The organism is Planotetraspora phitsanulokensis, from assembly GCF_016863295.1.
Lineage (GTDB): Bacteria > Actinomycetota > Actinomycetes > Streptosporangiales > Streptosporangiaceae > Planotetraspora > Planotetraspora phitsanulokensis.
Genome location: NZ_BOOP01000001.1, coordinates 571244 through 593846, shown reverse-complemented (window position 1 = coordinate 593846; position 22603 = coordinate 571244). Strand labels below are relative to the sequence as shown.

Sequence of the window (22603 nt, the reverse complement as noted above, 5' to 3'; positions counted from 1 at the left end):
CCGTCCGAGCCACCACCGACGCCGGAGCCACCGCCACCGTCGGAGCCGTTCCCGCCGCCTCCACCGGGGCCGGAGCCTGAGCCGCCGCCCGAGTCTGGGCCGCGCCCCGTGCCGGAGCCGGAGCCCTGGCCGGAGCCGGAGCCGCCCGAGTCAGGGCCGCGCCCCGCACCACCGCCAGGTCCGCCGACGGAGCCACCACCGGAGCCACCACCACCGTCGGAGCCACCGCCACCGTCGGATCCGTTCCCGCCGCCTCCACCGGGGCCGGAGCCTGAGCCGCCGCCCGAGTCTGGGCCGCGCCCCGTACCGGAACCGGAACCACCAGGACCGCCGGAACCACCAGGCCCGCCATCACCGGACCCATCGCCCGACCCGTTCCCAGGCCCGCCACCGTCGGACCCATCGCCCGACCCGTTCCCAGGCCCGCCACCGTCGGATTTCGGTTACACGTGATGTGGAGGGGAGTCTGGCCAATTAATGCTTGCCCGACACTATTTGATGGGGTTGGTCGAAATGTCTCCTAGCGATGATTCCCACAGTAACTCGCCCACGGCGGAAGCATTTCGGAATCGGTGGGAAACGTGGGTGCGCGAGCACATAGGTGGAGATGAATCTCGAGTGCGAGCCGCAACAGACGCCGCCATTCGGGCTGCGCAGCAGGGCGCCACAAGCGAGAATGCTGCGTCTGCAGCGAAGTCAGCCGCGGAGTCAGTCATTGCTGCACAGCAGCACGCCCCTGACACAGACGACCGCATACGCGGGACCCGTCCAGCAGCAAGCGATCGACGCGAGCCAGCACCGCAGGACCCGGTAGCACAATCGCGACTCCATGCTGACCTCAACAGCGCCGGCCAAACAGCGGTCATCTCGGGCAGAGCTCGAAACGTTCAACAGCGCACCCAATACTACAGCGGCTCTACTATTATTTTCCTCGCCTTTCGCGTGGAACGACTTGGAATGCCGACCGTTTCCATTGAAATGCGCGGCATGGTTCTAGATGGGGCAATTTCCGAGGGAGATCTAGTAGAGATTCCAAAAGGAAATGCAGGTCGGGGTTTCATTAGCACGGACTATGCATACAACCGAACTACCGGTTCCGAAGTGAGAATGTCGAAGGGCATGTCAGCGGCCTGGTCAATGATGAATGCATCCCAAAGCAGGGTAATGATCATGTTCGAGATTGTCTTCGCCATCATTGTAATCGCGGGGATGCTGGTGATCATGGGCTTCTTGGCGGTTCACTTCTTTTCCTTCCTCTCTGGAGGCGGCGCTGGCTAACTCACGACGCGCGGTATTTGGTCCATGATCTGACGACCAGGCCCCGCAGGTCGAAGTCTTTGACTGGTCAATTCGCAGCCAGCGCAGCAGGATCGCGGCCGCCGGGACGGCGCCTGCGGCGCCGTCCAGGTCCGGATTCGGTTTGCGGTTAAAACAGAGACAGGGGCGGTTCCGGCCCGTCCACATAGGTGGCGCCGAACTCCGGCACTTCCTGCCCGGTCACCTCGTGCCACCACGCCGCGAAGAGCGTCCGGTGGCACCAGACGCCCTCGCGGTCGAGACGGTCGAAGCACAGCAGCACGAGCGGTCGACCGGGTTCGAGCGGTGCGGCGATGCCGGCGAGCTCGGTGCGGATCGCGGCGACGCCCGCTCCCGCAAGGTGGCGCAGGTACAGGTCCTTGTAGACGTCGAACGGCTTGCCGAGCATGTACCTCAGTGGCGAGATGAGATGGGCATGGCTGGCGAGCACGTAGGACAGCTTGAAACGAAGGCGGCCTACGGTCCGACGTGACGGTTAACAGGCTGCGCGGCGCCCTGGTCGACTGCACCTGCCAACAAGAACGAGCCGGGCGACGATCGGCACCATCGTGCAGCCGCTGATCGACAATGGAATGCTCGCCGAGGGCGATCCCAGCCCAGCAGCGCGGCCGGCGGCAAGCCTTCGCGCCCGCTGTGGTTCTCCCCCACCAGCCAACCCATCGCCGCCGTCCACCTCCTCCCCGGACACATCGAGGCTGCCCTGGTCAGCGCGGGTGGCACGATCCTGAGCACGGCAACGCGCGAGTACCCGGCGGACACCCGCGACACCAACTCGGTCGTCGACGCGGTCAATGACACGCTGGAGCAGCTCTTCACTCCCGACCGGCCGATGGCACTCGGCGTCGGCATCGCGGTCGGCGGCATAGTGAACACCGACACCGGCACCATCGTGCAGGTCAATCTGGCCCCCGGCCTGGCCGGTCTGCCGATCGGCCCGCTCATCGCAGAGCGCACCCGCTTGCCCGTCTACGTCGACCTGCACCCCCGTGTCCAAGCGCTGGGCGACCGCTGGTTCGGACAGGGGCGTGGGCTGTCCACCTTCGCCTCGCTCTACGCAGGCGAGGCACTAGGCGTCGGACTGGTGCTCGGCGGCTCGGTCCACCGCGGGCCGGGCGGCGCGGGCGGTTAGATCGGGCACAGCATCGTGCAGGTCGACGGCCTGCCCTGCCAATGCGGTCAGCGCGGCTGCTGGGAAACCATCGCCACGCACCGCTGGCTGCGCGACCAGGCGGTCCAGCTCAATCTGCCCTCGGCGCACACCATGACGGTCGGGCCGCTGGCACGTCTCGCCGCCACGGGCCACCCCGGTGCCGGTGAGCTGTTCGACCGCTACGTCGACTACGCAACGCTGGAGGCCCAGAGTGCCTTCTTCGGACCGCGTTCGTCGTCGGACAGACCCCAACAGGCCGCACTCACCGCGGCAGAAACAAGTAGCCGAGTCTCCACGAAACCCGGCGCGGTTCACTCGCTCACTTGACGAGGAGCTGGAGAGCAGCGGCGGTGGGTGAGCCGGGCTCGACGGTGTAGACGAGCAACATCTGCTCCGCGTCAGTGGGCAGGGTGAGTGCCTGGTAGGTGAGGGCGAGCTCGCCGGCGACCGGATGCTGGAAGCGCACGATCCCGGAAACGCGCTCATGTACGTAGTCGTGGTCGTCCCAGATTCGCCGGAAGTCCTCGCTGCCCCGGCAGAGCTCACTTGTCAGCTCGATGAGTGCGGCGTCCTCCGGATGCCGGCCGATGGAAAAACGCAGCACGGCGGTGACTTCTGAGGCCACAGTGTCCCAGTCGCAGTGCAGCTCGCGGGCCCGGCCGTCCAAAAAGACGTATCTAGCGAGGTTGCGCTGGCGGGCCGACATGGTGTCGAAGCCGACCATCAGGGCCCGGAACAGCAGGTTGGCGGCCAGAATGTCGGTTCCACGGCCGATCACGGCGGCGGGGACGTCAGCGCGCTCCAGAGTGTCGAGAAGCAGCTGAGTCTCCGGGTGCATACGTTGTGCAGGAAGCTTGTCGCAGCGGCCCTTGCCACAACGAGGGCTGGCCAGATCGAACAGGTGCACGCGTTCGGTCTCGCCGAGCCGCATCGCGCGGGCGATCGCATCGAGTATCACAGGGGAGGCGTTGAGGCTGCGTCCCTGCTCGAGGCTTGTGTAGTACTCGACGCTGACGCCAGCGAGCCGCGCAAGCTCCTCTCGTCGCAACCCCCGCACACGCCTACGCACTCCCTGAGGGTGGATCCCGACCTCCTCGGGATTGATGCGGGCTCGGCATGCCCGGAGGAAATCTCCTAGCTTGACGAGGCGGTCCATATGTCCATTATGTGCTATATGTCATGTTTAGCGTGTATATTTCGGCCTAATTGTCGCTTGGTAGTACACCGGGAGGCTCCGGGCATCGCTGAGTGCGAACGTGGCCACGCGGTCGGCCTAGTGGCCCGTCACGCGACCTTGGCCGGGTAACTGGTCCAGCTTCGGTTGGGTGAGCTGGCGGCGAAGTTGGTCTTGGGGGCGGTTCGGGCGTTGCGCCAGCGCACGTAGCCGGCGATGGCGGCGTTCTGCTCGTCGTGGGTGCGGTGATCGGTGCCGTTGAGCGCGTAGTACCGCAGCGCGGCGAACTCCGACTCGATCCAGTTCAGCCAGGAGCCGTAGGTCGGCAGGAACACCAACTCCACATCGTTGCCAGCGGCCCAGGCCCTGACCTCGGGGTGTTTGTCCGGGTAGATGTTGAAAAGCGGATCGTCGAGCCCACCGCGGCAAACGCGGCCACCAGGGATACCCCCGCAGACACGAACGCCAACCTGAGCGTTCTCTCCCGACGAGCAAGGTCGATCACTGGCGCCACGTATTGCATCGAGCCGTGCCCTTCTCTTGTTCTCAACCACCCCGGTGTTTCTAGAGGCTTCGGGGTGTGTCTCTCCCCCAACGGACCGATGCCGGTCAGATCTGAGGTCCTTAGAGTGCGGCGCACAGGTTCACCCGTGCTCCGCTTCCGCATTAGTGTCACCAGACTTCGGCGTCTCACCACCCTGATCGCGTTGCGCGCACGGGCGTCGAGGAACAAGCGCGATAACGAGCCGCTCTCGTTTGCGGCCTATACGAGCTCTGGCCCGACCCATCCAAGCCGGCCAACGCCCCCGATCGGTGGCTTTGATCCGCCACGATCATCACCTGAGATCGCCGCCACAACGCACCATCATGAACCCGGGACCAAATCGGTTCTGTGCGGTGTTGTCTCCAGCGGCGCCGCAGCCAGCGGTGCCGAAGGAGGAGAAATCGTGTCGCACGACTACAGCAAGACCCCGGAGGCGCTGAGCCGCCTCACCGACAGCCAGTTCCGCGTCACTCAGGAGGACGGGACGGAGCCGGCGTTCCGCAACGAGTACTGGAACAACCACGATGCCGGCATCTACGTGGACGTGGTCTCCGGCCAGCCCCTGTTCTCGTCGACCGACAAGTACGACAGCGGCACCGGATGGCCCAGCTTCACCAGGCCGATTGTGGCCGACGCCGTACGCACTGAGATCGACCGGAAGCTCCGGATGACCCGCACGGAGGTGCGGTCCACCGGGGCCGACAGTCACCTCGGGCACGTGTTCGGCGATGGTCCCGCCGATGCCGGCGGCCAGCGGTACTGCATGAACTCGGCCGCGCTGCGCTTCGTCCCGCTCTCCGAGCTCGAGGCACAGGGCTACGCCGAGTACCGCTCCCTGTTCGAGACAACCGACACCACCAGCACCGAGGAGCACACATCATGACCAGCGGGATCCACGACACCGGACAGATCACCCGCACCCCGGGCACCGAAACTGCCGTCCTGGCCGGCGGGTGCTTCTGGGGCATGGAGGACCTCATCCGCCGGCAGCCCGGCGTGCTGGACACGCGGGTCGGATACACCGGCGGCGAGAACGATCACGCCACGTACCGCAACCACCCCGGCCACGCCGAGGCCGTCGAGGTCGTCTTCGACCCGACACAGACGACCTACCGTGACATCCTGGCGTTCTTCTTCCAGATCCACGACCCGTCGACGTTGAACCGTCAGGGCAACGACCGCGGCACGAGCTACCGCTCGGCGATCTTTCCCTTGACACCCGAGCAGCAGCAAGTCGCACGGGACACGATCGCGGACGTCGATGCATCGGGGCTGTGGCCGGGTAAGGCAGTGACGACGATCGAGCCGGCCGGACCGTTCTGGGAGGCCGAGCCCGAGCACCAGGACTACCTCATCACGTACCCGAACGGCTACACGTGCCACTTCCCGCGCCCAGACTGGGTGCTGCCCAGGCGCGCTGCGACCTCTAGCTGACCGCGCTACACCGAGGGCGCGCTCACCGCTGAAGCGGCGAGCGCGCCCTCACCCCGTTCCGCCACCAATGCCAGGCGGCGTCCGCCCCCAACGGCGTCCTATCCCAGGCCGGGCACCGCGGCCCCCACCGGAAAGACCGCATCGCGCACGCTGGCGCCGCGTCGTTGGGCCCAGTGCTCCAGCGCCATGCGCACCGCGCCGTAGCCGTGTCGGCTCATCACCAGCTCGTCACCCGGCGCAAGGTCGATCGAACCAAGCACTGCCGACACACCCTCTGAGACGTTACGGACCCAGCCCACCTCACTGGGCGCGACGCCGAGACAGTCAGCTGCCTGAGTCCGGCGGGAAGTAGGCATTCCCCTCGATCCTGACTACAGCCTCGTTCGCGGCCTCGGCCACAACTGTCTCCCCAACCACTGCCTTCATTCCGTTTCCCCTCATCGATCCTTTGGCTGGCCAAATTCGCCCTCGTGACTGGCGCGTCCCGGTGCGTGACCTGCTGCTGGGCTTCTTCTCGACGGCATCCGGCTCGGCGACGATCGCCTCCGACTGCCGGCCCGCGCCGAGGTCGTAGTGGATCAGAACACGGGGGTTGGTGACGGGAGCGGTCGCCGCCGCGGCGGGGCCGACCGCAGAATTCGTGGCCGCGACGGCGACGGCCGCCGCGAGCAGGACTTTTACTGAGAGCTGCTTACGCACGCCAATCCTCAATTGGTGGAAATGAACATCGATGACGGGTTCTCGGGTACGCCTCGATCGGCGCGGACGAGCATGGTGGTGAACGGGGTGATCGCATCGGCGTTCCGCTCGTGTGGTGTCGTCGCGAGCGGGAATCGGTCAGCCTTTGGCCGCCCGGGCGGAGTTCCACAGGACGCCGACGTTCACACGGCCGGGATGACGGGCGAGCATCGTTTCGTACAGCTCGACCGCTGTATCCGTCGTGTCCACCGCCACGTCGAAATCACGGATGTAACGACGGGTCTCATCGATGGTGTGCGGCCCGTCGCCGGCGCTCGCGCGCTTGTGTCCTGCGATCACCGTCTCCGGGCGGAGCGACTCGACCGTGTCCAAGGCGGCCATCCAGGCCCGCCGGCCGTCGCGTCCGGACTCCACCAGGTACAGGTGAACGTCGTTGTAGACGGCGTCGCCTGCGACCACGAGACCGAGGGACGGCACGTGCAGTGCGGTCGTGTCGTCGGTGTCCGAGTGACCAAGCTCCACGGCGACGAGGTCGTGACCCTCCAGTTCGAAGGAGTCCCCGTCGAGCGGCTCCGCCACGATCAGTCGTTCCGGCAACCGGCCGGGGAAGCGGGGACGCCAGAAGCCGTCCAGCACCTCGGGGCTCAACTGCCCGCGCATCCGGCCGACCACCCCGGCGGTCGCCATGAATCGCGCTTCCGGGAACCGTTCGAGCACGACAGAGGCCCCGAAGAAGTGATCGCCGTGGCCGTGAGTGACGAAGACCGTGGTCAGCTTCCTGCCGGCAGAGGTGATCCAGTGAACCAGGTGGCGCGCCTCGTCCACGGTCAGCAGCGGATCCACCAGCACCGCGTCGCGTTCGCCGTAGATCAGGGTGGACGTGGTGGGCGACCACAGGCGCTCGGCGGCGCCGGGCGCAAGATCGTCGGAGACGACCGGCTTGGGTGGTGATACGTACGTCGCGAAATCCAAGGACGCCAACATCGCTCCAGAGTGCGCAGTTCAGTGTTCATCGGTGGTCATGACCGGCCACGATCGGCGATGGCCCGCAATCGTGGCCGATGAGCCGCGATAAGCAGCAGACCACGCCAGTACGCGGCCCTTCGATCGCTCAAACGGGTGATTTGATTTGAAACCGGATGGCTGAGGCGGCGCCGGATGGCGGTTAGCCTGTGTCGTTGCTGGCCGGGGGGGATCACGATGGCGGAAATCACCTCCGTCGGGGCGCTGCTGCGCGCGCACCGGCGGGCGATGAACATGACCATGGAAGAACTGGCGGAAGCCTCCGGGGTCAGCGTCCGCGCGATCAGCGACATGGAACTCGGGCATCGCTCCCCCGCTTCGATGGCCTCGTGGTAACCCCCGAGCCGGACGAGCACATGAGTCATGTGCGTGCAGAGGCCCATCTCGTACCCGACCGCCGCGGCGCCGGACATGGCGGCCAACTGGGCCTCGTCGTACTTGTTCACCAGGCGCGTGTTGCGCGCTCCAAGCTCTCGTGCGCGATCGTCGTCGCCGATGGCGATGTTGGCGACGGCAAGGGGCGGCAGCAGGGCGAATTCGACGGTCGAATCGGGGTGATCCTGCAGCAGGCGGAGGGCACGGTCCCCTGATTCGATGGCCTCGTGATACCGGCCGAGCCGGACGAGCGCACGGGTCATCTGCGCGCACAGCCCCATCTCGTAGTAGCCCATGCCCTCGGCGCGGGCGATGAGAAGACCACGGGAGCCCACGTCGGCGGCGCGCGTGTAACGCCGGGTGTCGAGGAGTAGCAGGCACTGGTCGCCGAGTGCCGCGGAAAGCAGGTACGGCTTGCCCGAGCGCTCGGCCGCGGACACCGCCTCGTCGGTGTACTGATCCGCCCGGTCCAGTTCTCCGGCCGACTGGGCCATGTAGGCCATGTAGGCCATGTTGCGCAGGGTGTTGGCCTCGCCCTCCACGTCGCCACCGGCCCGGAAGATATCCATGGCACGCTGGAAGTGGGACTCCGCGGCGACGAGATCCCCCAGCCGTGTGTACGCGTCCGCGACGTACCGCTCGAGTTCGGCGACTAGGAGCGGATCCGTGGCGCGGGTGGCCGCGCGGACAGCCGACTGTGCGCCGGATAGGAGTCCTGCCTGCCTGTTGTGGGTGAACCGCGCCGGCGCCCAATCCAGGGCGGTCGTCGCCGCCTGGCGGTCCAGGTGACGGCTCTCCGCCTCGCGGATGACGGCGGCCAGCATCGTTCGCTCACGCAGATGCCATCGACCGGCGGCGGGAAGCCCGTTGACGGCGTCCAGGAGGATGTCCGTTCCCGAAGGATCCGCGGTGTCGATCGGCGACTGCCCGTACGTGAGGTAGGGATTGCGTACGGAGTACATGTAGTGCTCGACCAGGCGCTGCAGCGCCAAGGTCTGTTCGCCGGACTGCTCGAGCGCTTCGGCGGCGAAGGCGCGCAACAGGTCGTGCATGCCGTACCGGTCGTGCCCGTGTTCGGTGACGAGATGCGCGCGGACGAGGTCGGCCAGGAGCGCACGGACACGCCGCAGCGGCAGCGCCGCCAGGCGGTCAGAGTGATGTGCGGAGCCGGGTGCAGGGACAGCAGCCGTAACAGCCGGGCCGAGTCGGGCGCCAACGTCCGGTACGACCAGTTGAACACCGCCCGGGCGTCCACCGACAGGTCGGTGTCGCTGAACGCGTCCAGCGTCCCGTGGGCCTCGCGAAGCTCGGCGGCGAGCGCGACCAGGGACGTACCGCGTGCGACCGCCGCGCGGGCGGCGACTATCGCCAGCGCCAACGGCAGCCCTCCACACAGGGCGATGATCTCGGCGACCGCGTCCGGTTCGGCGGCCACCCGCTCGTCACCCAGCCGGCGTGCCAGGGCCTCTCTGGCTTCCGCCTGCGGCCAGACGTCCAGTGTCAGAAGGCGCGCGCCCTCCAAGGCCACCAGACTGTGCAACTGGTGGCGGCTGGTAATGATCACCAGGCAGCCCGGCGTACCGGGTAGCAAGGGGCGCACCTGGTCGCTGTCGCGGGCGTTGTCCAGCACCACCAGCACTCTGCGTCCGGCCAGCCGGCTCCGGAACTGCGCCGCCACGGCCTCGACGCTCTGCGGCATGTCGCGCGCGGCGACGCCCAGGGCCTCCAGGAAGCCGCTCAGCGCCTCTAACCGGCTCCATCGCGCTTCTTCGCTGGTCGTAGCCGCGTAGGTTCACATATAGCTGCCCGTCGGGGAACCGGTCCGCCACGCGGTGCGCCCAATGCACCGCGAGCGTCGTCTTGCCGACTCCTGCCATCCCGCGGATGGCGCCGATCACCACCGTCGTCGGGCTCGCGTCCTGGCGGTCCAGGAATCCGAGTACCTGGGTCAGCTCGTCATGCCGGCCGGCGAACGCGGCGAGGTCCGCCGGCAGCTGTGCGGGCACCGGGCCGACGCGGCCGGTTCGTGCGGCGCCCACCAGTTCGGCCTCATCGGCTTCCGCCAGGCCCAGCCCGGCCAACAGCGCGGCCACCGTCCGCCGCCGGGGCATCCGGCTGTAGCCCAGTTCCATGTCGCTTATCGCCCGCACACTGACCCCCGAGGCCGCCGCGAGCTCCTCCATCGTCATCCGCGCGCGTGTTCGCAGATCGCGCAGCAGGGTTCCGAAGGTTCTGATCTCGCCGCCACCTCATCATCCACGCCGGAAAGAAGTCGCCCTCACCGGCCGCTTCGGGTGGGCAGGCACGGGCCCGGCGACACCCAAGCTGGGCAAAAGCATTCAACTTTACCTCTGCCTCAGAGGCATCCGACAGGACGCCCGACACCATGAGGGAGAAGGCACGCCATCAGCCTGACACCCAGACGAACGGGACTTTCACCGCCACGGGCCAGAATCCGGCGCCTGATTGGCTGCACGCCTTTACAACGTAGATCCGTCACGCATTTGAACTCGGCTGCGGCCATCAGGCCAGGAATCGGCGAACACGGTGACACCCAGGAGAGAGATCTGTCACCCGACGACAGCCCCTGAGACGTCGAGCTTGGGTGACACCTGGGTGACACAAGCGAAAAGCCGCAGTATCCGATCATGGATACTGCGGCTCCGACCTGCCGAAACAGAGTCGGGACGACAGGATTTGAACCTGCGACCCCTTGACCCCCAGTCAAGTGCGCTACCAAGCTGCGCTACGTCCCGCTTGCCCGTTCGGGCTTCACCAACCTTAGCGCAGTTTGAGGGCACGTGCGTACAGGCTTATCCCGCCGCACCTAGGCTGTGGATCATGGGAAGGAAACCTCGCATCGATCAAGACGAGCTCCGCCGCCTGACCGCGGAGGGCTGGTCGAACGCCCGACTCGCGGCGCACTTCGGGGTGACGGATTCCGGCATCCTGCAGGCGAAGCGGGCCGCGGGGCTGTCCAAGCCCATGACCGACCACAGCCGGGCGGTGCCCTGGAAGCTGAGCCGCGAGCACAGCCAGAGCGGACCTGCCACCAACCTTCGCAACCTGTCCGCCGTCACCCAGGGCCGGGCGATCCCCAAAGAGAAGCTGAACACCGCCCTCCGCTGGGCCACCCGCCTGGTCGACAACGATCTCGACATCACCTACGACCCCGAGCGGGGCTTCCAGGAGGTCCCCGTCCACGGGTCCTCGCACATCGCCACGGTCCTCGCGGAGGCACGGCAGGCCATCCAACCTGCCGCGGAGGGCCTCCCCAACGAAAACCGGGACAACCCCGCCGAATAGGCCCGACCCTACCGCACAAGATCAACTCCGCTCCACAAGATCGGCCCCCGCGAAACGGCGAGAACGGCGACGTAACCTTTTCGCCGCCCGGCGCCACTACTGAGATGTGAACCCATCCGACGGCGAACTCGTCGCCCGCGCCGCGACCGGCGACGCCGAGGCGTTCCACGAGTTGGTCCGCCGCCACCGGCCGATGGCTCGCGGCCTCGCGGGGCACCTCACCCGCGGCCCGGACGCCGCCGAAGACCTCGTCCAGGAGGGCTTCCTCCAGGCGTGGACTTCACTCTCCCGCCTCAACGACGGCGACCGATTCGGCAGCTGGCTCCACGGGATCCTGCTCAACCTCAGCCGCCGGTGGAGCCTGCCGCGCGAATCCCCGTTCGACCCGTACGCCGACGGCGACGCGGTCGATCCGTTCGAGGCGATCGAGGCCCGCTGGCTGGTCCGCGACGCGGTCCGCGATCTTCCTCCGGGGAGCCGCGAGGCCGTGCTGCTCTTCTACTACGACGATCTCAGCGTGGAGCAGGTGGCCTGGGCCCTCGACCTGTCGCCCTCGGCCGTCAAGCTGCGCCTGCATCGAGGCCGTCATCGGCTCAGAGAACGGCTGGCCGGCGAATTCCCCCACTCTCCGAGGAGGACGTCCATGATTCCCGTCCGCATCGCCATGATCGTCCCTGCCGCCCCACGCCTGCTGCTCATGCTCCACGACCAGCCGGGCGGACGCGTCCTGCCGCTCTGGCTGGAGGCCCCGGAGATGCTCGGCAGGTCCACCCGGCTGGCGGGCCGCATCCTCACCAGCACGGGCGCGGCCCTCGAGGCGGTCGAGCTCACGTCCGGCGGCGAGGCCAGGCTGCGCCTGCGGACCCCGTCGGGCGACCAGGTCCTCGACGTACGGCCGGCGGAAGGGCTCGCACTCGCCCACCGCCAGAAATGTCCGATCCTCGTGCCCGACGACGGGCTCGTGCCGCTCACCGGGTCAACGACGGTCGAGCAGGCCGCGGAGGAGGCCGTCCGCCGTGCGGGAGTCCCTGGCGCCTCGGCCGCCCTCCGCCGCGAGGAGCGTGTCGAAGAGCCGCGCAACCTCGACTTCTCCGACGGCCTGCGCTTCTGGGACCTGCGGGGCGGCTTCCTCCACGACCCGAGCGGCGCCCACTGGCGGGACTACGCCTGCGGCGTACGCGACGGCGCGGCGTGGCTGGCGTCCACGGTCGACCGCCCGCTCGGCTTCGCGGATCTGCGCCAGGCCGTGGTCGCCGGGTCTCGCCAGGGCTCCCGCGTACGGCTGGCCGCCGAAATCCGCCATACAGGCCACACAAGCCAGACAGGCGACGCAGGCGACCCGAGCGACTCAGGCGGCGAGGCGGCGCTCTACCTGCGGGTCGTCGACCCCGACCGGTCACGCGGAGCCGAGGACCATCAGCACATGGCCGTCACCGCGCCCGGCGAGGACTGGCGCCCGCTCGTCGTGGAAGCCCGAATACCCGGCGACGCCGTTTTCCTCCTGTTCGGAGTGACCCTCTCCGGGCCCGGCACCATCGAAATGCGCCGGGTCAGCCTCACGACGGGTTAAACGCCATCGCGCTTGATGGGGGTCGTCGACTCTTCCTGGACATATACGTGTCGCTCGCTCGGCCGCACCGTCGGCGCGACCTCGGTCTCGCGCACCGTCTCCTGCACGACATGCGGCTGGGCCGGCGGGTCCACGGTGTACATCACGTCGGGCTCGATGGTCTCGACGGTGTCCTCCGCGTGGGGACGGCGCGTGTAGAGGCCGGTGAGTAGAGCGCCGACTGCGCCGACGGCCATGAGGATCCAGCCGATCATCTGCAGGTCGATTCCGGGGACATCCCATTTCACGGCGAAGGCGAGCACCGCGCCGATCGCGAGGAAAGCGAGACTGGCTCCGAAGCCCATGATTACCTCCTCAGACGGTAATCGGTGCCTCTACCCCTCAGATCCCGCATTACGCAATGCGTGAAGGGGGCTTTCCCGGGCAGTGCGAACAAACAACGCACAATCACCCTGGAGGCAGATATGTCCGCCATTGCATGGGTGGCCGTCGTCGTAGTCGCGGTGGTCGTGATCCTGGTGGTCGGCTACCTCGTTTCCGGCCAGAACCGCCGCCGGCAACTGCGGAGCCGATTCGGACCGGAATATGACAGGACCGTCGAGGAGAGCGACAGCCGCAAGGAGGCCGAGCAGGACCTGATCGCCCGCGAGGAGCGCCACGCCACGCTGGACCTCAGACCGCTCGCCCCTGAGGCCCGGCAGTCCTATGACAAGAAGTGGACGGAGGTCCAGGAGCGCTTCGTCGACGCGCCTGGCTTCGCCGTCACCGAGGCGGACGCCCTGGTCACCTCTGTCATGGCCGACCGCGGATATCCGACCGACGATTTCGAGCAACGGGTGAGCGACCTGTCGGTCGACTACGCGTCGACGCTCGACCACTACCGCGCGGCGCACGACATCAGCAGCCGCGCCGCCCGGCAGGACGCCTCCACCGAGGAGCTCCGCCAGGCGATGGTCCACTACCGCGCGCTCTTCCAGGAGCTGCTCGCGGACTCCGCCGACTTCCCTTCGAACGGCCGTCACGCCGCGCGCTCCAACGCCGAGGAGGCAGACCTGTGATGCAGAGCAACCCTTACGAAGGCCGGTACGGCACGCCGGAACGGCCGGTTCGCGAGCCCTCCGACTCCCTTGAGGAGGAGGCCCGGACGCAGCAGGCGCAGGCGGACGAACGGCGTGACGAGCACGACGGCCCCGGCCCCGTGTACTCCGCGGAAGGTGCCGGCGACACGGCGGCGGACGAGACGCGGCGCGTCCACGTGCTCGGCACAGGCACAGGCACAGGCACAAGCACAGGCTCCGGCTCCGGCTCCGGCTCCGGCGACACTCCCCCGGACTTCGGCAATCCCCGCCGCACCGTGCACGGCGACGCCGTACAGGACACCCGCCGTACAGAAACCAGCCGCATGGAAACCACCAGCACAGACACCGACGGAAAAGACACCACGGACACAGTCGAGAACGACCCGCTGGACCGGCACGGCTCAGAGAACGCGGACTCCCGGGAGACCTCGGAAACCTCGGACGCCCGCGACGACATCCTGGCGCCCGACCTCGTCCGGACCGGCGACCCGGGCACCCCGCCCGTGGCCGGTGACCCCGACGTCCTCGTGGCGGGTCCCGCCGCGAGGGAACGCGCCACCGTCGACGACCCCGAGCCGGTGGACGACGTCGACTTCGAGCGCAGCTGGCACGAGATCAAGGCCGGCTTCGTCGACGACCCCCGCGGCTCGGTGGAGCAGGCCGACGGGCTCGTCGAGGCGGCCGTGGCCGTGTACGCCAGCCGCCGCCAGGCGTTGCTCGACCAGTGGAAGAACAGCGATCAGGCCGACACGGAGGCGCTGCGTCTGGCCCTGCGCGAATATCACACCCTCCTCGCCCAACTGACCGGAAAGTGAGACAACCATGCTCGCCATCGCAGCCGCGATCGTCTTCGGCATCGCCTTCCTGCTCGACCTTCTCAACGCCAGCATCGGCATCGGCCTCACCGCGCTGATCGCCCTGGGACTGTGCCTGCTGGCGCTGCACCAGGCCGGCATCGGAACGGCCAGCGTGAGCTCCTACCGCGGCAACTGGCGCCGCGCCCGCCGCTGAGGCCCCGCCTGTGAGCCCGCGAGCCTGAGCGCTCACGACGTCCGGCGAGCGCCGCCCGAGGACGCCCCCCGAGGACACCGCCGAAAGACGCCCCCTGAGGACGCCTCCTGAGAACGACGTGCCGCGTGACCCGGAGCCCGGGCTCACGCGGCACATTCACGTTCGGAGAAGGCGCGCCTTCAGGTCCTGGCCGCGAACTTGAACTCCTCACGAGGCCGCTGGAGCGCGCCGAGCGAGATGATCTCTCGGGGGAAGAGCAGCCCGAGGGTCCAGTCCATCAGGATGCGCGACTTCTTGTTGAAGGTCGGCATTCTCATCAGGTGGTACGTCCGGTGCATGAACCACGCGGGGAATCCGCGCATCTGCCGGCCGTAGACCTGCGCCACGCCCTGGTAGAGCCCGAGGCTCGCCACCGAGCCCGCGTTCCTGTGCCGGTACGGCGTGCAGGTCTGGCCTCTCATGGTCGCCAGCAGGTTGTCGGCCAGCCGGCGCCCCTGCCGTACGGCGTGCTGGGCGTTGGGCGGGCAGAGCATGCCCGGCCTGGTGAGGTCGGGCACCGCGGCGGCGTCACCTGCGGTGAAGGCGAAGTCGGTGCCCTTGATCCGCAGGTAGGCGGTGGCCTTGATCCGGCCCTTCTCGTCGAGGGGCAGGTCTCCGGCGGCGACGACGGGATTGGGCTTGACCCCGGCCGTCCAGACGAGGGTCTCCGCGTCGAACTCCTGACCGTCGTCGAGCACGATGTGACCGTGCTCCGCGGACCTGAGCAGCGTCCGCGTCCGGACCTCGATGCCGCGCTTGCGCAGTTCCTGCACCGTCCACCGGGCCATGTCCTCGCCGACCTCGGGCAGGATGCGGTCGGTGGCCTCGACGAGGACCCAGCGCATGTCACCCCTGCTGATCCCCTCGAAGTACCGGCAGGCGTCCGCGGCCATGTCCTCCAGCTCGCCGAGCGCCTCCACCCCGGCGTAGCCGCCGCCGACGAAGACGAAGGTCAGCGCGCGCCGCCGTACCCGCTCGTCCGGCGTCGACGCCGCGAGGTCGAGCTTGCCGAGGACGTGGTTGCGCAGGTGGATGGCCTCTTCGACGGTCTTGAAGCCGATGCCGTGGTCGCTGAGCCCGGGAATGGGCAGCAGCCGGGAGATCGAGCCGGGGGCGACGACCACGTAGTCGTATCCGATCGTGACGGCCGGGCCCTCGTGCGGCTGGAACCGCGCCGTGCGGTCGGCCAGGCTGACCGACTCGACGCTCCCGCTGAGGATCTCGCATGAGCGCAGGACCCGCCTGAGCGGGACGACGACGTGCCGCGGCTCGATGTTCCCCGCGGCGGCCTCGGGCAGGAAGGGCTGGTAGGTCATGTAGGAGTCGAAGTCCGTCACCGTGACGCGGGCCTCGCCGCGCCTGAGCCTGCGCTGAAGGCGCAGCGCCGTGTACATGCCGACGTATCCGCCACCGACGATCAGAATCCGCGGGACAGCCATGTCGGTCCCCTACCCGCTACGCACCCGCTAGACCAGGAAACGCATCGAAACGGTCGTCCCGTTTACCCCAGTACGGACAACAATTTCATGGCTCAGCATCCGGGCGACCCAGAGCCCCATCCCGCTGGTGGCGTTCTCCGGGGGCGGAGTGAGACCGGGCCGGTCCTCCGGATGCCAGAGACGGCCGTCGTCGTGGACGTCGACCATGAGGGACGCGCCGTCCGTCCACACCCGCAGCCGTGCCTTGGACGAGCCGTGGGTCACCGCGTTGGTGGCCACCTCGTTGAGGGCCACGAGGAAGTCGCCCACCGCGTCCGCGCTCATTCCGCGGTCCTGCGCCTGGGCAGCGGCGAACTCCCGGACGTCGGGCAGGTCGGCCAATGAGAACGTGAGCTCTTTGGCCGTCTCCGCGACGGACGGAGGAACGCCGTCTTCGTTCACCCGGTACCGCCTCCCACCGGACCTGACTCAGCCGTACGACCTGGTGAGCCGTGGCATACGGACGAAGATACCCCGGGATCTCGCCGGGTCGGCGGCGATATCCCGGGTCCGCCCGTTCCTCGCGGGGCCACGGTCAGCCCGCGACCAGCTCGGAACGCAGCTGGTCGAGCGTCTTGCGGAGGATCCGCGAGACGTGCATCTGGGATATGTCGAACTCCGCGGCGATCTCGGCCTGGGTCATGTTGCCGTAGAAGCGCAGCAGGAGGATGTTCTTGTCACGCTCGGGGAGGTGGTCGATGAGCGGCATGACGGCCTCCCTGTCCACGAACGCGGACAGGGCGTCGTCCTGCTCGGGGATGACGTCGCCCAGCGGGGCGGAGTCGCCGTCCGCGCCGATCGGCGCGTCGAGGGAGAGGGTGCTGTAGGCCGCCGACGCGTCCATGGTCAGCAGCATGTCCTCTTCGGAGATGCCCATCTTCTCGGCGAGCTCGGCGACCGTGGGGAACCGGCCGAGCTGCTGGGTCATGTCGGCGACGTGCCGGTTCAGCTCGGATCGCCGCTCCTGGTAGAGGCGGGGGACCCGGACGGCCCAGGTGCGGTCGCGGAAGTGCCGCTTGACCTCTCCGGTCATGGTCACCATGGCGTAGCCCCTGAAGCTGTGCCCGAGGTCGGGGTCGAAGCCGTTGATCGCCTTCATGAGCCCCACGTAGGCGGCCTGGAGGAGGTCTTCCAGCGGCTCGCCCCGGTTCAGGTACCTCCGGGCGATGTCCCTCGCCATCGGGCGGTGCATCTCGACGATGATCTCTCGGAGGCGCTCCCGCCGCTGCTCGGACACGTCGTCCCGAGCCAGTTCGACCAGGAGCTCCTCAGCGGTCGATTCGCTGATGGTCGCTACTCGGATATTGGCAGCCATCTGCGTATATCCCCTCGTATGTCCTGCGAGGGCTACGCCGGCGCGGAAGTCACCCGTGCAGAAGGCGCGCCTCGCTACAGTTTCGAGACGAGGCCCTCTGCTGGACCTTCTGACGCAGTATATTGCCCGAATTTCGGGAGTATCACCACCCCTCCGGCACCAGTAATGTTGCGCTCGAGGAGGTGCGACGTGTCCAACAACGGTCTGTTGTCCTTGCGATCCACCATGGCCGGCACGATCGTGGTGGTCCACGTCGACGGCATTCTCGACGCCACGACCCGCGACCAGTTCGCCGACCGCCTGGACACCGAGGCCGAGGACCACGGCCCAGACCTGATCCTCGACCTGGGCGGCGTCACCTTCATGGACTCCCGGGCGCTCGGCCTCATCGTCCACCACTGGCAGCGGTCGACGGCGGCGGGCGGCAACTTCGCCCTCGTGGCGGTGCAGTACCCGACCTCCAAGGTCATGTGGGTGACGGGGCTGTCCCAGCGGCTGCCGCTCTTCGACACCCTCGACGAGGCCCTCGCGGCCTTCGCCGCCGAGCCCAGCTCCTGATCCCAGGGCCGTGCCGGCTCGGTGCGGCCCGATCCCGGCGGCGGCCATTACGGAGTGGCTCCCCCGTGCTTTTGCTGGTGTTCGGTGACCAGCAGCCTCGCCAGGTCGGCGACCTTGACCTGATGGTGCTGGGACACCCGCCTGAGCTCGTCGAACGCCGCCTCGGCCGAGCAGCCGCTCTTCGACATGATGATGCCCTTCGCCTGGTCGATGACCGAGCGTCCCGCGAGGGCCTCCTGCATCTGGGCGGCTCCCGTGAGGACGTCGTCGAACTCCCAGACGTTGGCGAGCGCCACCGTCACCTGCTCCTTGAGCAGGGACATCAGCGCCTCGCCGTCGCCGTGTGCTCCGGTCCGCACGCCGTACAGGCCGATGATCACGACGGCGTTCTCGACCTCGATCGGCAGGATCAGCACCGACCGGATGCCGTGCCGTACGGCCGTCGCCGCGTAACGGGGCCAGCGGGGATCGCGCATGACGTCCGTGACGACGACCGGCCGTCCCGAGGTCAGGGCCTCCCTCGACGGGCCCTCCCGCAGGTCGTTCTCCCTGTCGGTCAACGTGATCAGCTCGCTGTGGGAGGCGGCGAGCAGGACCCGCCCCTCCATCCACAGCTCGGCCGTTCCGCCGGCGCAGCCGGGCACCCCACGGGCGATGGCCTCGGTGATTCCGCGAAGGACGCTCTCCGCCGACGCGCCCTCTGTCACCCGGCCGAGAGCGGCGAGATCACGGGCGAGGATGGACGATGTCTCCATGGTAGAAAGACCATTCCCATAGTTCCGGTGTTAATCCAGGCTGCATCGATTAGATCGGCTGTCTGGCGTAGCGTCTAATCTCTAGAGAGGGGGCTGCGTTGGCCGACATCGCCGAGCTCGAGCGCTCGCTCAGCGGGCTCGCCGACCGCATCGCCGCGCTCCGGGACGACCCCGGGTCCGGCGCGGCGCTGCGCGAGCTGGAGAACGCCGAGGAGCTGCTCAGGGACGCACTGGGCGAGCTGGCCAGGAGCCGCAGGCGCAAGGACGGCGGCAACCAGCGCGAGCAGAAGCTGCTGCGGCAGATCTTCCGGGCACTTCCCGTGCCGGTGATCATCATGGACACCGGCGCCACGGTGCGCCGCATCAACAACGAGACCACCCGCCTGCTCGGCAGCCCCGCCGGATACCTCATCGGCCGGGCCTTCCCGCTGCTCATCGACGTCGCCGGCCGCGCCGCCTTCCGCTCTCATCTGACCGCCGTCCTGCGCGGCGAGGAGAGCGCCGCCTTCCAGACCCGCCTGGCACACCAGGGCCGGACGCACACGGTCAGGCTGGTCCTCAGCGCGCTCCACCTGCCCGGCGAGCCGCAGGAGATGATCGCCGCGGTCGTCCTGCCCACCGAGGTCCAGCTGCCCGAGGTCCCGGATTCGACCGGCGAACCGAGTGACCCGGTGATCATGGCCGCCGCCCGCCGCCACGAGCTGCTGTCCCACCTGACCCGGCTGCTGCTCGACGAGGAGAGCCTGCGCGAGCCGGTCGCCCTCATCCGGGCCGCCCGCCTGTTCGCGGCCGAGACGGCCGACTGGGTGATCGCCGACGTGATCAGGGACGGCCGGCTGCACCGGGCCGTCGTCGTCGGCCCCGCCGACCAGCCGCTCGGCCGGCTCCAGCGGGATCTCGAGGGGATGGATCCGGCCGCCGCGCCGATCGTCGCCCAGGTCCTGACCACCCAGAGCGGGATCGTGAACGAGATGCTGGCCGACGACGCGCTGCTCGGCGACGGCGTGCTGGAGGCGATGGAGGCCGGCTCGCTGCTGAGCGTGCCGATCACGACCGAGGATCAGGTCGGCGGCGTGCTCACGCTCGTGCGGCTGCGCGACCGGCCCCCGTTCGGCCTGGCCGACCTCGGGCTGCTGGAGGAGATCGGCCTCCACCTCGGCCTCGCCATGCGGGCCCAGCGGAGCTTCCAGCGCAGGTCGCTCGCGGCCGACACGCTGCAGACGGGCGTCCTCCCCCGGAACCTGCCGGACCTGCCCGGTTTCGAGACGGCCGCCGTCTACCACCCGGGGTCGGGCATGCGCGCGATCGGCGGCGAGTTCTACGACGTGTTCCCCGTCAAGAACGGCTGGGGCTTCGTCATCGGCAGCGCGGCCGGCAAGGGCGAGGAGGCCGCCGCCGTCACCGCGATGGTCCGCAACGGCATGCGCGTGCTCAGCGTGTGGGAGGACGATCCCGGCCAGGCCCTGCGCAAGGTCAACGACGCGCTCGTCCAGCAGAACACCGGCCTGTTCGTCATGGCCGCCGCCGGGTTCGTGCGCGGCCGCAAGGTACGGCTGGCCTCGGCCGGCCATCACCCCGCGGCCCTCCTCCAGACCGACGGCCAGGTCAGGTTCTCCGAGGGCGGCGGGGTCCCGCTCGGCTTCGAGGAGGGCGCCGAGCCCGCCACGGAGCAGCTGACCCTGTCGGCCGGCGAGACCCTCGTGCTCTACTCGGACGGCCTGGTGGGCTCCCAGAGCGACGAGGGGGCCGTGTACGGGGAGGGGCGCCTCACCGAGGTCCTCGCCCGCTGCGTGGGCCAGCCGCCCGGCACGGTCGTCAAGGCCCTCGAGGAGGATCACCAGGCGTTCTGCGGAAGCCACGTCATCGACGAGATCACCGTGCTCGTGCTCAGGAAGTCACGGTGATCCACGGGACCGGCCGGGACTGAGGAGGTCCGACGTGCGCATGGGACCAGGCGAGCACCGGTCGGTGGCCTTCTCCGACGAGGCCGAACTCGAGCCCGTGCTGGCGCCGTTCGTCTCCGAAGGGCTCGCCGGCCGCGACAAGGTGCTGTACATCACCGATGTCACGCATCCCGCCGTGGCCGTGGGGCTGCTGCGCGGCTGGGGGATCGACCCCGACGCGCACGCCGGGCGGCTGGAGGTGCGCGCGCTGGGCACGTCCGATCCCGACGTGATGGTCGCCGAGCTCACCGAGGCCGCGCACCGGGCCCGCGCCGAGGGATACCGCGCTCTGCGCTTCACCGGCGAGATGAGCTGGGCCGTACGCGAGGGAACGGAGACCCTCACGGCCTTCGAGACCCAGGTCCAGGCCGTGTTCGACTCGGGCCTCGCGATGGGGGTCTGCCAGTATGACCGGAGGGTGTTCCCGCCCGTCACCCTGTCGGAACTGCAGCGCCTGCACACGGGAACAGACGTGGACCTGGAGTTCGACGGCGCCCTGCTCCGCATCCGCCGCAGCGCCCGGCCGCCGGGGCTCGATTTGGACGGCGAGATCGACGCCAACGGGGTCGGCGAGCTGGCCAGGGCACTTTCGTCGGCCGTGCGTCGGGAGCGGGGGGACGTGCATGTGGACATGGGCCGGATCTCGTTCATCGACCTGTCCGGCCTGAGAGTCCTGGTGGACACGGCGACGGCGCTGGCCGAGGGCAGGTCCCTCGTGTTGAACCGCGTCCCGGAGCACGTCGTGCAGCTGATCCGCCTGATCGGCTGGGACAGGGCGCCGGGACTGCGCGTGCGAGGAGGGGGCGCCCGATGGAGCCCATGATTCATCAGGCGTGCCTGTACGGCTCGGACCGGGAGTTCCTCGACATGGCGGTGCCGTTCGTGCGGGACGGCCTGGCCGACGGCGAACCCGTCCTGGTGACCACGACGTCGGCCAACCTCGAACTTCTCGGCGAGGCGCTGGGCGGCGACGCCGCGCGGGTCGACCACGCGGAGACCGCCTACTACGGCCGCAGGACGGCCCAGCGCGCCACCGCGTTCACGCGGTACTGGCGGCGCAACAGCCGCCACCGGCGGGTGCGGATCCTCGCCGAGCCCGTGTGGCAGGGCAGATCGGCGCGCGACGTGCTGGCCTGGAAGCGGATGGAGTCCGGTCTCAACGTCCTGCTCGACGACACCGGGATCTGGATGATCTGCCCCTACGACACGCGGTCGGTCGGCGCGGGGATCGCCGAGGACGCGCTGCGCACCCACCCGTCGGTGTGCGCCGACGGCAGGACGGCACGGCCTTCCGGCGCCTACGCGGACCCCCTCGACTTCATCGGCCGGTGCGACGCGGCGCCGCTGCCCGCGCCGCCGCCGGACGCGACGAGCGCCCCCATCGACGAGATCAACGACGTGCGCCGGTTCGTGACGGAGGCGGCGCACCGCCGGGGTCTCACCGGAGAAGGTGCCTCGTTGTTGGCCGTCGCGGCGCACGAGGCCGCCCGCTATCTCGGCATGCCGCTGACGGCGGCCGTGTGGGCGGGCTTCGGGTCGCTGGTCTGCGATCTGCGGCGGCCGGGCAAGGCGATCTCCGACCCGCTCGCCGGATTCCGGCCGCCCGGTCCCGTCGAGCGGGCCGAGGACGGGCTCTGGCTGGCCAGGCAGGTCTGTGACCACGTGGACGTCCGGTCCGACGCCGCGGGCTGCACCATCAGGCTCCACGCATCGGGACCCCGGCTGCAGACGGGATGATTTTCTCTATTAGGCGTTTAGCTCGATACGGGCTATGGTAAACACGCTTACATAGATCGTGCCTAAGACGCAGGCACACCTTTTCAAGCGCCTTTC

At 68.7% G+C, this 22603-nt stretch carries 26 protein-coding genes, 1 tRNA gene and 2 pseudogenes; 14 read left to right on the top strand and 15 right to left on the bottom strand.

All coding sequences use genetic code 11. The annotated features are described in order from the left end of the window. The coding region (locus Pph01_RS02775) for a hypothetical protein (protein WP_444544203.1) at positions 1-364 on the bottom strand (364 nt) is incomplete at its 3' end. A gap of 578 nt (positions 365-942) precedes the next feature. On the opposite strand from Pph01_RS02775, the gene Pph01_RS02770 reads away from it, so the two are divergent. Next, positions 943-1278, top strand: a complete 336-nt coding sequence (locus tag Pph01_RS02770) for a hypothetical protein (protein WP_204071250.1) — start codon at positions 943-945, stop codon at positions 1276-1278. A 148-nt stretch (positions 1279-1426) separates the two neighbouring features. On the opposite strand, the gene Pph01_RS02765 is transcribed toward Pph01_RS02770, so the two are convergent. Further along, positions 1427-1747, bottom strand: a complete 321-nt coding sequence (locus tag Pph01_RS02765) for a hypothetical protein (protein WP_204071249.1) — start codon at positions 1745-1747, stop codon at positions 1427-1429. Between the two features lie 201 nt (positions 1748-1948). Between Pph01_RS02765 and Pph01_RS42600 the strand changes: the two are divergent. Then, a pseudogene (locus Pph01_RS42600) lies at positions 1949-2794 on the top strand (ROK family protein). Here Pph01_RS42600 and Pph01_RS02750 read toward each other — a convergent pair. After that, on the bottom strand, positions 2787-3623 hold the full coding sequence (locus Pph01_RS02750) for a helix-turn-helix domain-containing protein (RefSeq protein ID WP_204071247.1): 837 nt from the start codon (positions 3621-3623) through the stop codon (positions 2787-2789). The pseudogene Pph01_RS42600 and the gene Pph01_RS02750 overlap by 8 nt on opposite strands. 128 nt (positions 3624-3751) lie before the next feature. Further along, positions 3752-3976, bottom strand: coding sequence for a hypothetical protein (locus Pph01_RS02745; RefSeq protein WP_204071246.1), 225 nt, complete (start codon positions 3974-3976; stop codon positions 3752-3754). A 612-nt stretch (positions 3977-4588) separates the two neighbouring features. Here Pph01_RS02745 and msrB point away from each other — a divergent pair. Beyond that, a complete protein-coding gene (gene msrB, locus Pph01_RS42595; protein WP_239116374.1) occupies positions 4589-5068 on the top strand; it encodes a peptide-methionine (R)-S-oxide reductase MsrB in 480 nt (159 codons plus the stop codon). Further along, positions 5065-5619 carry a peptide-methionine (S)-S-oxide reductase MsrA gene (gene msrA / locus Pph01_RS02735; RefSeq protein ID WP_203948621.1) on the top strand — a complete coding sequence of 185 codons (555 nt, stop codon included), beginning with the start codon at positions 5065-5067 and terminating at the stop codon, positions 5617-5619. The genes msrB and msrA overlap by 4 nt, the downstream gene beginning before the upstream one ends. Positions 5620-5717: 98 nt before the next feature. Here msrA and Pph01_RS02730 read toward each other — a convergent pair whose 3' ends face one another. From Pph01_RS02730 to Pph01_RS43825, 4 genes are all read right to left on the bottom strand, one after another. Beyond that, positions 5718-5975 carry an aminotransferase class V-fold PLP-dependent enzyme gene (locus tag Pph01_RS02730; protein ID WP_204071244.1) on the bottom strand — a complete coding sequence of 86 codons (258 nt, stop codon included), beginning with the start codon at positions 5973-5975 and terminating at the stop codon, positions 5718-5720. Next, the gene (locus tag Pph01_RS02725) at positions 5944-6318 is read right to left on the bottom strand and encodes a hypothetical protein (RefSeq protein ID WP_204071243.1); all 375 of its coding nucleotides are present in this window, start codon (positions 6316-6318) and stop codon (positions 5944-5946) included. Before Pph01_RS02725 ends, Pph01_RS02730 begins: the two co-directional genes overlap by 32 nt. 138 nt (positions 6319-6456) lie before the next feature. Continuing rightward, complete coding sequence (locus tag Pph01_RS02720) at positions 6457-7302, bottom strand: MBL fold metallo-hydrolase (protein WP_204071242.1); 846 nt, start codon at positions 7300-7302, stop codon at positions 6457-6459. A 35-nt stretch (positions 7303-7337) separates the two neighbouring features. Then, positions 7338-8708 carry a tetratricopeptide repeat protein gene (locus tag Pph01_RS43825; RefSeq protein WP_239116373.1) on the bottom strand — a complete coding sequence of 457 codons (1371 nt, stop codon included), beginning with the start codon at positions 8706-8708 and terminating at the stop codon, positions 7338-7340. Here Pph01_RS43825 and Pph01_RS43870 point away from each other — a divergent pair. After that, a complete protein-coding gene (locus Pph01_RS43870; protein WP_239116372.1) occupies positions 8682-9506 on the top strand; it encodes a hypothetical protein in 825 nt (274 codons plus the stop codon). The genes Pph01_RS43825 and Pph01_RS43870 overlap by 27 nt on opposite strands. Before the next feature lie 261 nt (positions 9507-9767). Here Pph01_RS43870 and Pph01_RS43595 read toward each other — a convergent pair. Continuing rightward, positions 9768-9932, bottom strand: a pseudogene (locus tag Pph01_RS43595) (helix-turn-helix domain-containing protein); the annotation flags it as partial. A 466-nt stretch (positions 9933-10398) separates the two neighbouring features. Next, positions 10399-10472, bottom strand: a tRNA-Pro gene (locus Pph01_RS02700). Between the two features lie 85 nt (positions 10473-10557). Here Pph01_RS02700 and Pph01_RS02695 point away from each other — a divergent pair. Then, on the top strand, positions 10558-11022 hold the full coding sequence (locus Pph01_RS02695; RefSeq protein WP_204071238.1) for a hypothetical protein: 465 nt from the start codon (positions 10558-10560) through the stop codon (positions 11020-11022). Positions 11023-11128: 106 nt separating this feature from the next. Beyond that, positions 11129-12592 carry a sigma-70 family RNA polymerase sigma factor gene (locus tag Pph01_RS02690; RefSeq protein ID WP_204071237.1) on the top strand — a complete coding sequence of 488 codons (1464 nt, stop codon included), beginning with the start codon at positions 11129-11131 and terminating at the stop codon, positions 12590-12592. On the opposite strand, the gene Pph01_RS02685 is transcribed toward Pph01_RS02690, so the two are convergent. Further along, positions 12589-12936, bottom strand: a complete 348-nt coding sequence (locus tag Pph01_RS02685; RefSeq protein ID WP_204071236.1) for a DUF6458 family protein — start codon at positions 12934-12936, stop codon at positions 12589-12591. The genes Pph01_RS02690 and Pph01_RS02685 overlap by 4 nt on opposite strands. Positions 12937-13056: 120 nt before the next feature. Between Pph01_RS02685 and Pph01_RS02680 the strand changes: the two genes are divergently transcribed. The 3 genes from Pph01_RS02680 to Pph01_RS02670 are packed head-to-tail and all read left to right on the top strand — an operon-like array spanning position 13057 to position 14682. Next, positions 13057-13650, top strand: a complete 594-nt coding sequence (locus Pph01_RS02680; RefSeq protein ID WP_204071235.1) for a hypothetical protein — start codon at positions 13057-13059, stop codon at positions 13648-13650. Continuing rightward, positions 13650-14486, top strand: coding sequence for a hypothetical protein (locus tag Pph01_RS02675; protein WP_204071234.1), 837 nt, complete (start codon positions 13650-13652; stop codon positions 14484-14486). Before Pph01_RS02680 ends, Pph01_RS02675 begins: the two co-directional genes overlap by 1 nt. A 7-nt stretch (positions 14487-14493) precedes the next feature. Beyond that, entirely contained in the window at positions 14494-14682 is a 189-nt protein-coding gene (locus Pph01_RS02670) for a hypothetical protein (protein ID WP_203950691.1), read from the top strand. 179 nt (positions 14683-14861) lie between these two features. Here Pph01_RS02670 and Pph01_RS02665 read toward each other — a convergent pair whose 3' ends face one another. From Pph01_RS02665 to Pph01_RS02655, 3 genes are all read right to left on the bottom strand, one after another. Next, positions 14862-16160, bottom strand: coding sequence for an NAD(P)/FAD-dependent oxidoreductase (locus tag Pph01_RS02665; RefSeq protein WP_204071233.1), 1299 nt, complete (start codon positions 16158-16160; stop codon positions 14862-14864). Positions 16161-16187: 27 nt separating this feature from the next. After that, complete coding sequence (locus tag Pph01_RS02660; RefSeq protein WP_204071232.1) at positions 16188-16601, bottom strand: ATP-binding protein; 414 nt, start codon at positions 16599-16601, stop codon at positions 16188-16190. Positions 16602-16734: 133 nt separating this feature from the next. Then, a complete protein-coding gene (locus tag Pph01_RS02655) occupies positions 16735-17514 on the bottom strand; it encodes a SigB/SigF/SigG family RNA polymerase sigma factor (RefSeq protein WP_204071231.1) in 780 nt (259 codons plus the stop codon). 189 nt (positions 17515-17703) lie between these two features. Between Pph01_RS02655 and Pph01_RS02650 the strand changes: the two genes are divergently transcribed. Continuing rightward, on the top strand, positions 17704-18072 hold the full coding sequence (locus Pph01_RS02650; RefSeq protein ID WP_239116371.1) for an STAS domain-containing protein: 369 nt from the start codon (positions 17704-17706) through the stop codon (positions 18070-18072). 47 nt (positions 18073-18119) lie between these two features. On the opposite strand, the gene Pph01_RS02645 is transcribed toward Pph01_RS02650, so the two are convergent. Further along, positions 18120-18827 (bottom strand): GAF and ANTAR domain-containing protein, encoded by a 708-nt coding sequence (locus Pph01_RS02645; protein WP_204071229.1) that lies wholly within the window; start codon positions 18825-18827, stop codon positions 18120-18122. 98 nt (positions 18828-18925) lie between these two features. Between Pph01_RS02645 and Pph01_RS02640 the strand changes: the two genes are divergently transcribed. The 3 genes from Pph01_RS02640 to Pph01_RS02630 are packed head-to-tail and all read left to right on the top strand — an operon-like array spanning position 18926 to position 22507. Beyond that, complete coding sequence (locus Pph01_RS02640) at positions 18926-20731, top strand: SpoIIE family protein phosphatase (RefSeq protein ID WP_239116370.1); 1806 nt, start codon at positions 18926-18928, stop codon at positions 20729-20731. A gap of 40 nt (positions 20732-20771) precedes the next feature. After that, positions 20772-21593 (top strand): MEDS domain-containing protein, encoded by an 822-nt coding sequence (locus Pph01_RS02635; protein WP_239116387.1) that lies wholly within the window; start codon positions 20772-20774, stop codon positions 21591-21593. After that, positions 21581-22507 (top strand): anti-sigma factor RsbA family regulatory protein, encoded by a 927-nt coding sequence (locus Pph01_RS02630; RefSeq protein ID WP_204071227.1) that lies wholly within the window; start codon positions 21581-21583, stop codon positions 22505-22507. The genes Pph01_RS02635 and Pph01_RS02630 overlap by 13 nt, the downstream gene beginning before the upstream one ends. Positions 22508-22603: the final 96 nt, after the last annotated feature.

Excerpts from the sequence above, each read along its gene's own strand:
- Pph01_RS02750 (WP_204071247.1), bottom strand. The coding sequence starts at position 3,623 with ATGGACCGCCTCGTCAAGCTAGGAGATTTCCTCCGGGCATGCCGAGCC.
- msrA (WP_203948621.1), top strand. The coding sequence starts at position 5,065 with ATGACCAGCGGGATCCACGACACCGGACAGATCACCCGCACCCCGGGC.
- Pph01_RS02730 (WP_204071244.1), bottom strand. The coding sequence starts at position 5,975 with ATGCCTACTTCCCGCCGGACTCAGGCAGCTGACTGTCTCGGCGTCGCG.
- Pph01_RS02720 (WP_204071242.1), bottom strand. The coding sequence starts at position 7,302 with ATGTTGGCGTCCTTGGATTTCGCGACGTACGTATCACCACCCAAGCCG.
- Pph01_RS02695 (WP_204071238.1), top strand. The coding sequence starts at position 10,558 with ATGGGAAGGAAACCTCGCATCGATCAAGACGAGCTCCGCCGCCTGACC.
- Pph01_RS02685 (WP_204071236.1), bottom strand. The coding sequence starts at position 12,936 with ATGGGCTTCGGAGCCAGTCTCGCTTTCCTCGCGATCGGCGCGGTGCTC.
- Pph01_RS02680 (WP_204071235.1), top strand. The coding sequence starts at position 13,057 with ATGTCCGCCATTGCATGGGTGGCCGTCGTCGTAGTCGCGGTGGTCGTG.
- Pph01_RS02675 (WP_204071234.1), top strand. The coding sequence starts at position 13,650 with ATGCAGAGCAACCCTTACGAAGGCCGGTACGGCACGCCGGAACGGCCG.
- Pph01_RS02670 (WP_203950691.1), top strand. The coding sequence starts at position 14,494 with ATGCTCGCCATCGCAGCCGCGATCGTCTTCGGCATCGCCTTCCTGCTC.
- Pph01_RS02665 (WP_204071233.1), bottom strand. The coding sequence starts at position 16,160 with ATGGCTGTCCCGCGGATTCTGATCGTCGGTGGCGGATACGTCGGCATG.
- Pph01_RS02655 (WP_204071231.1), bottom strand. The coding sequence starts at position 17,514 with ATGGCTGCCAATATCCGAGTAGCGACCATCAGCGAATCGACCGCTGAG.
- Pph01_RS02645 (WP_204071229.1), bottom strand. The coding sequence starts at position 18,827 with ATGGAGACATCGTCCATCCTCGCCCGTGATCTCGCCGCTCTCGGCCGG.
- Pph01_RS02635 (WP_239116387.1), top strand. The coding sequence starts at position 20,772 with ATGGGACCAGGCGAGCACCGGTCGGTGGCCTTCTCCGACGAGGCCGAA.
- Pph01_RS02630 (WP_204071227.1), top strand. The coding sequence starts at position 21,581 with ATGGAGCCCATGATTCATCAGGCGTGCCTGTACGGCTCGGACCGGGAG.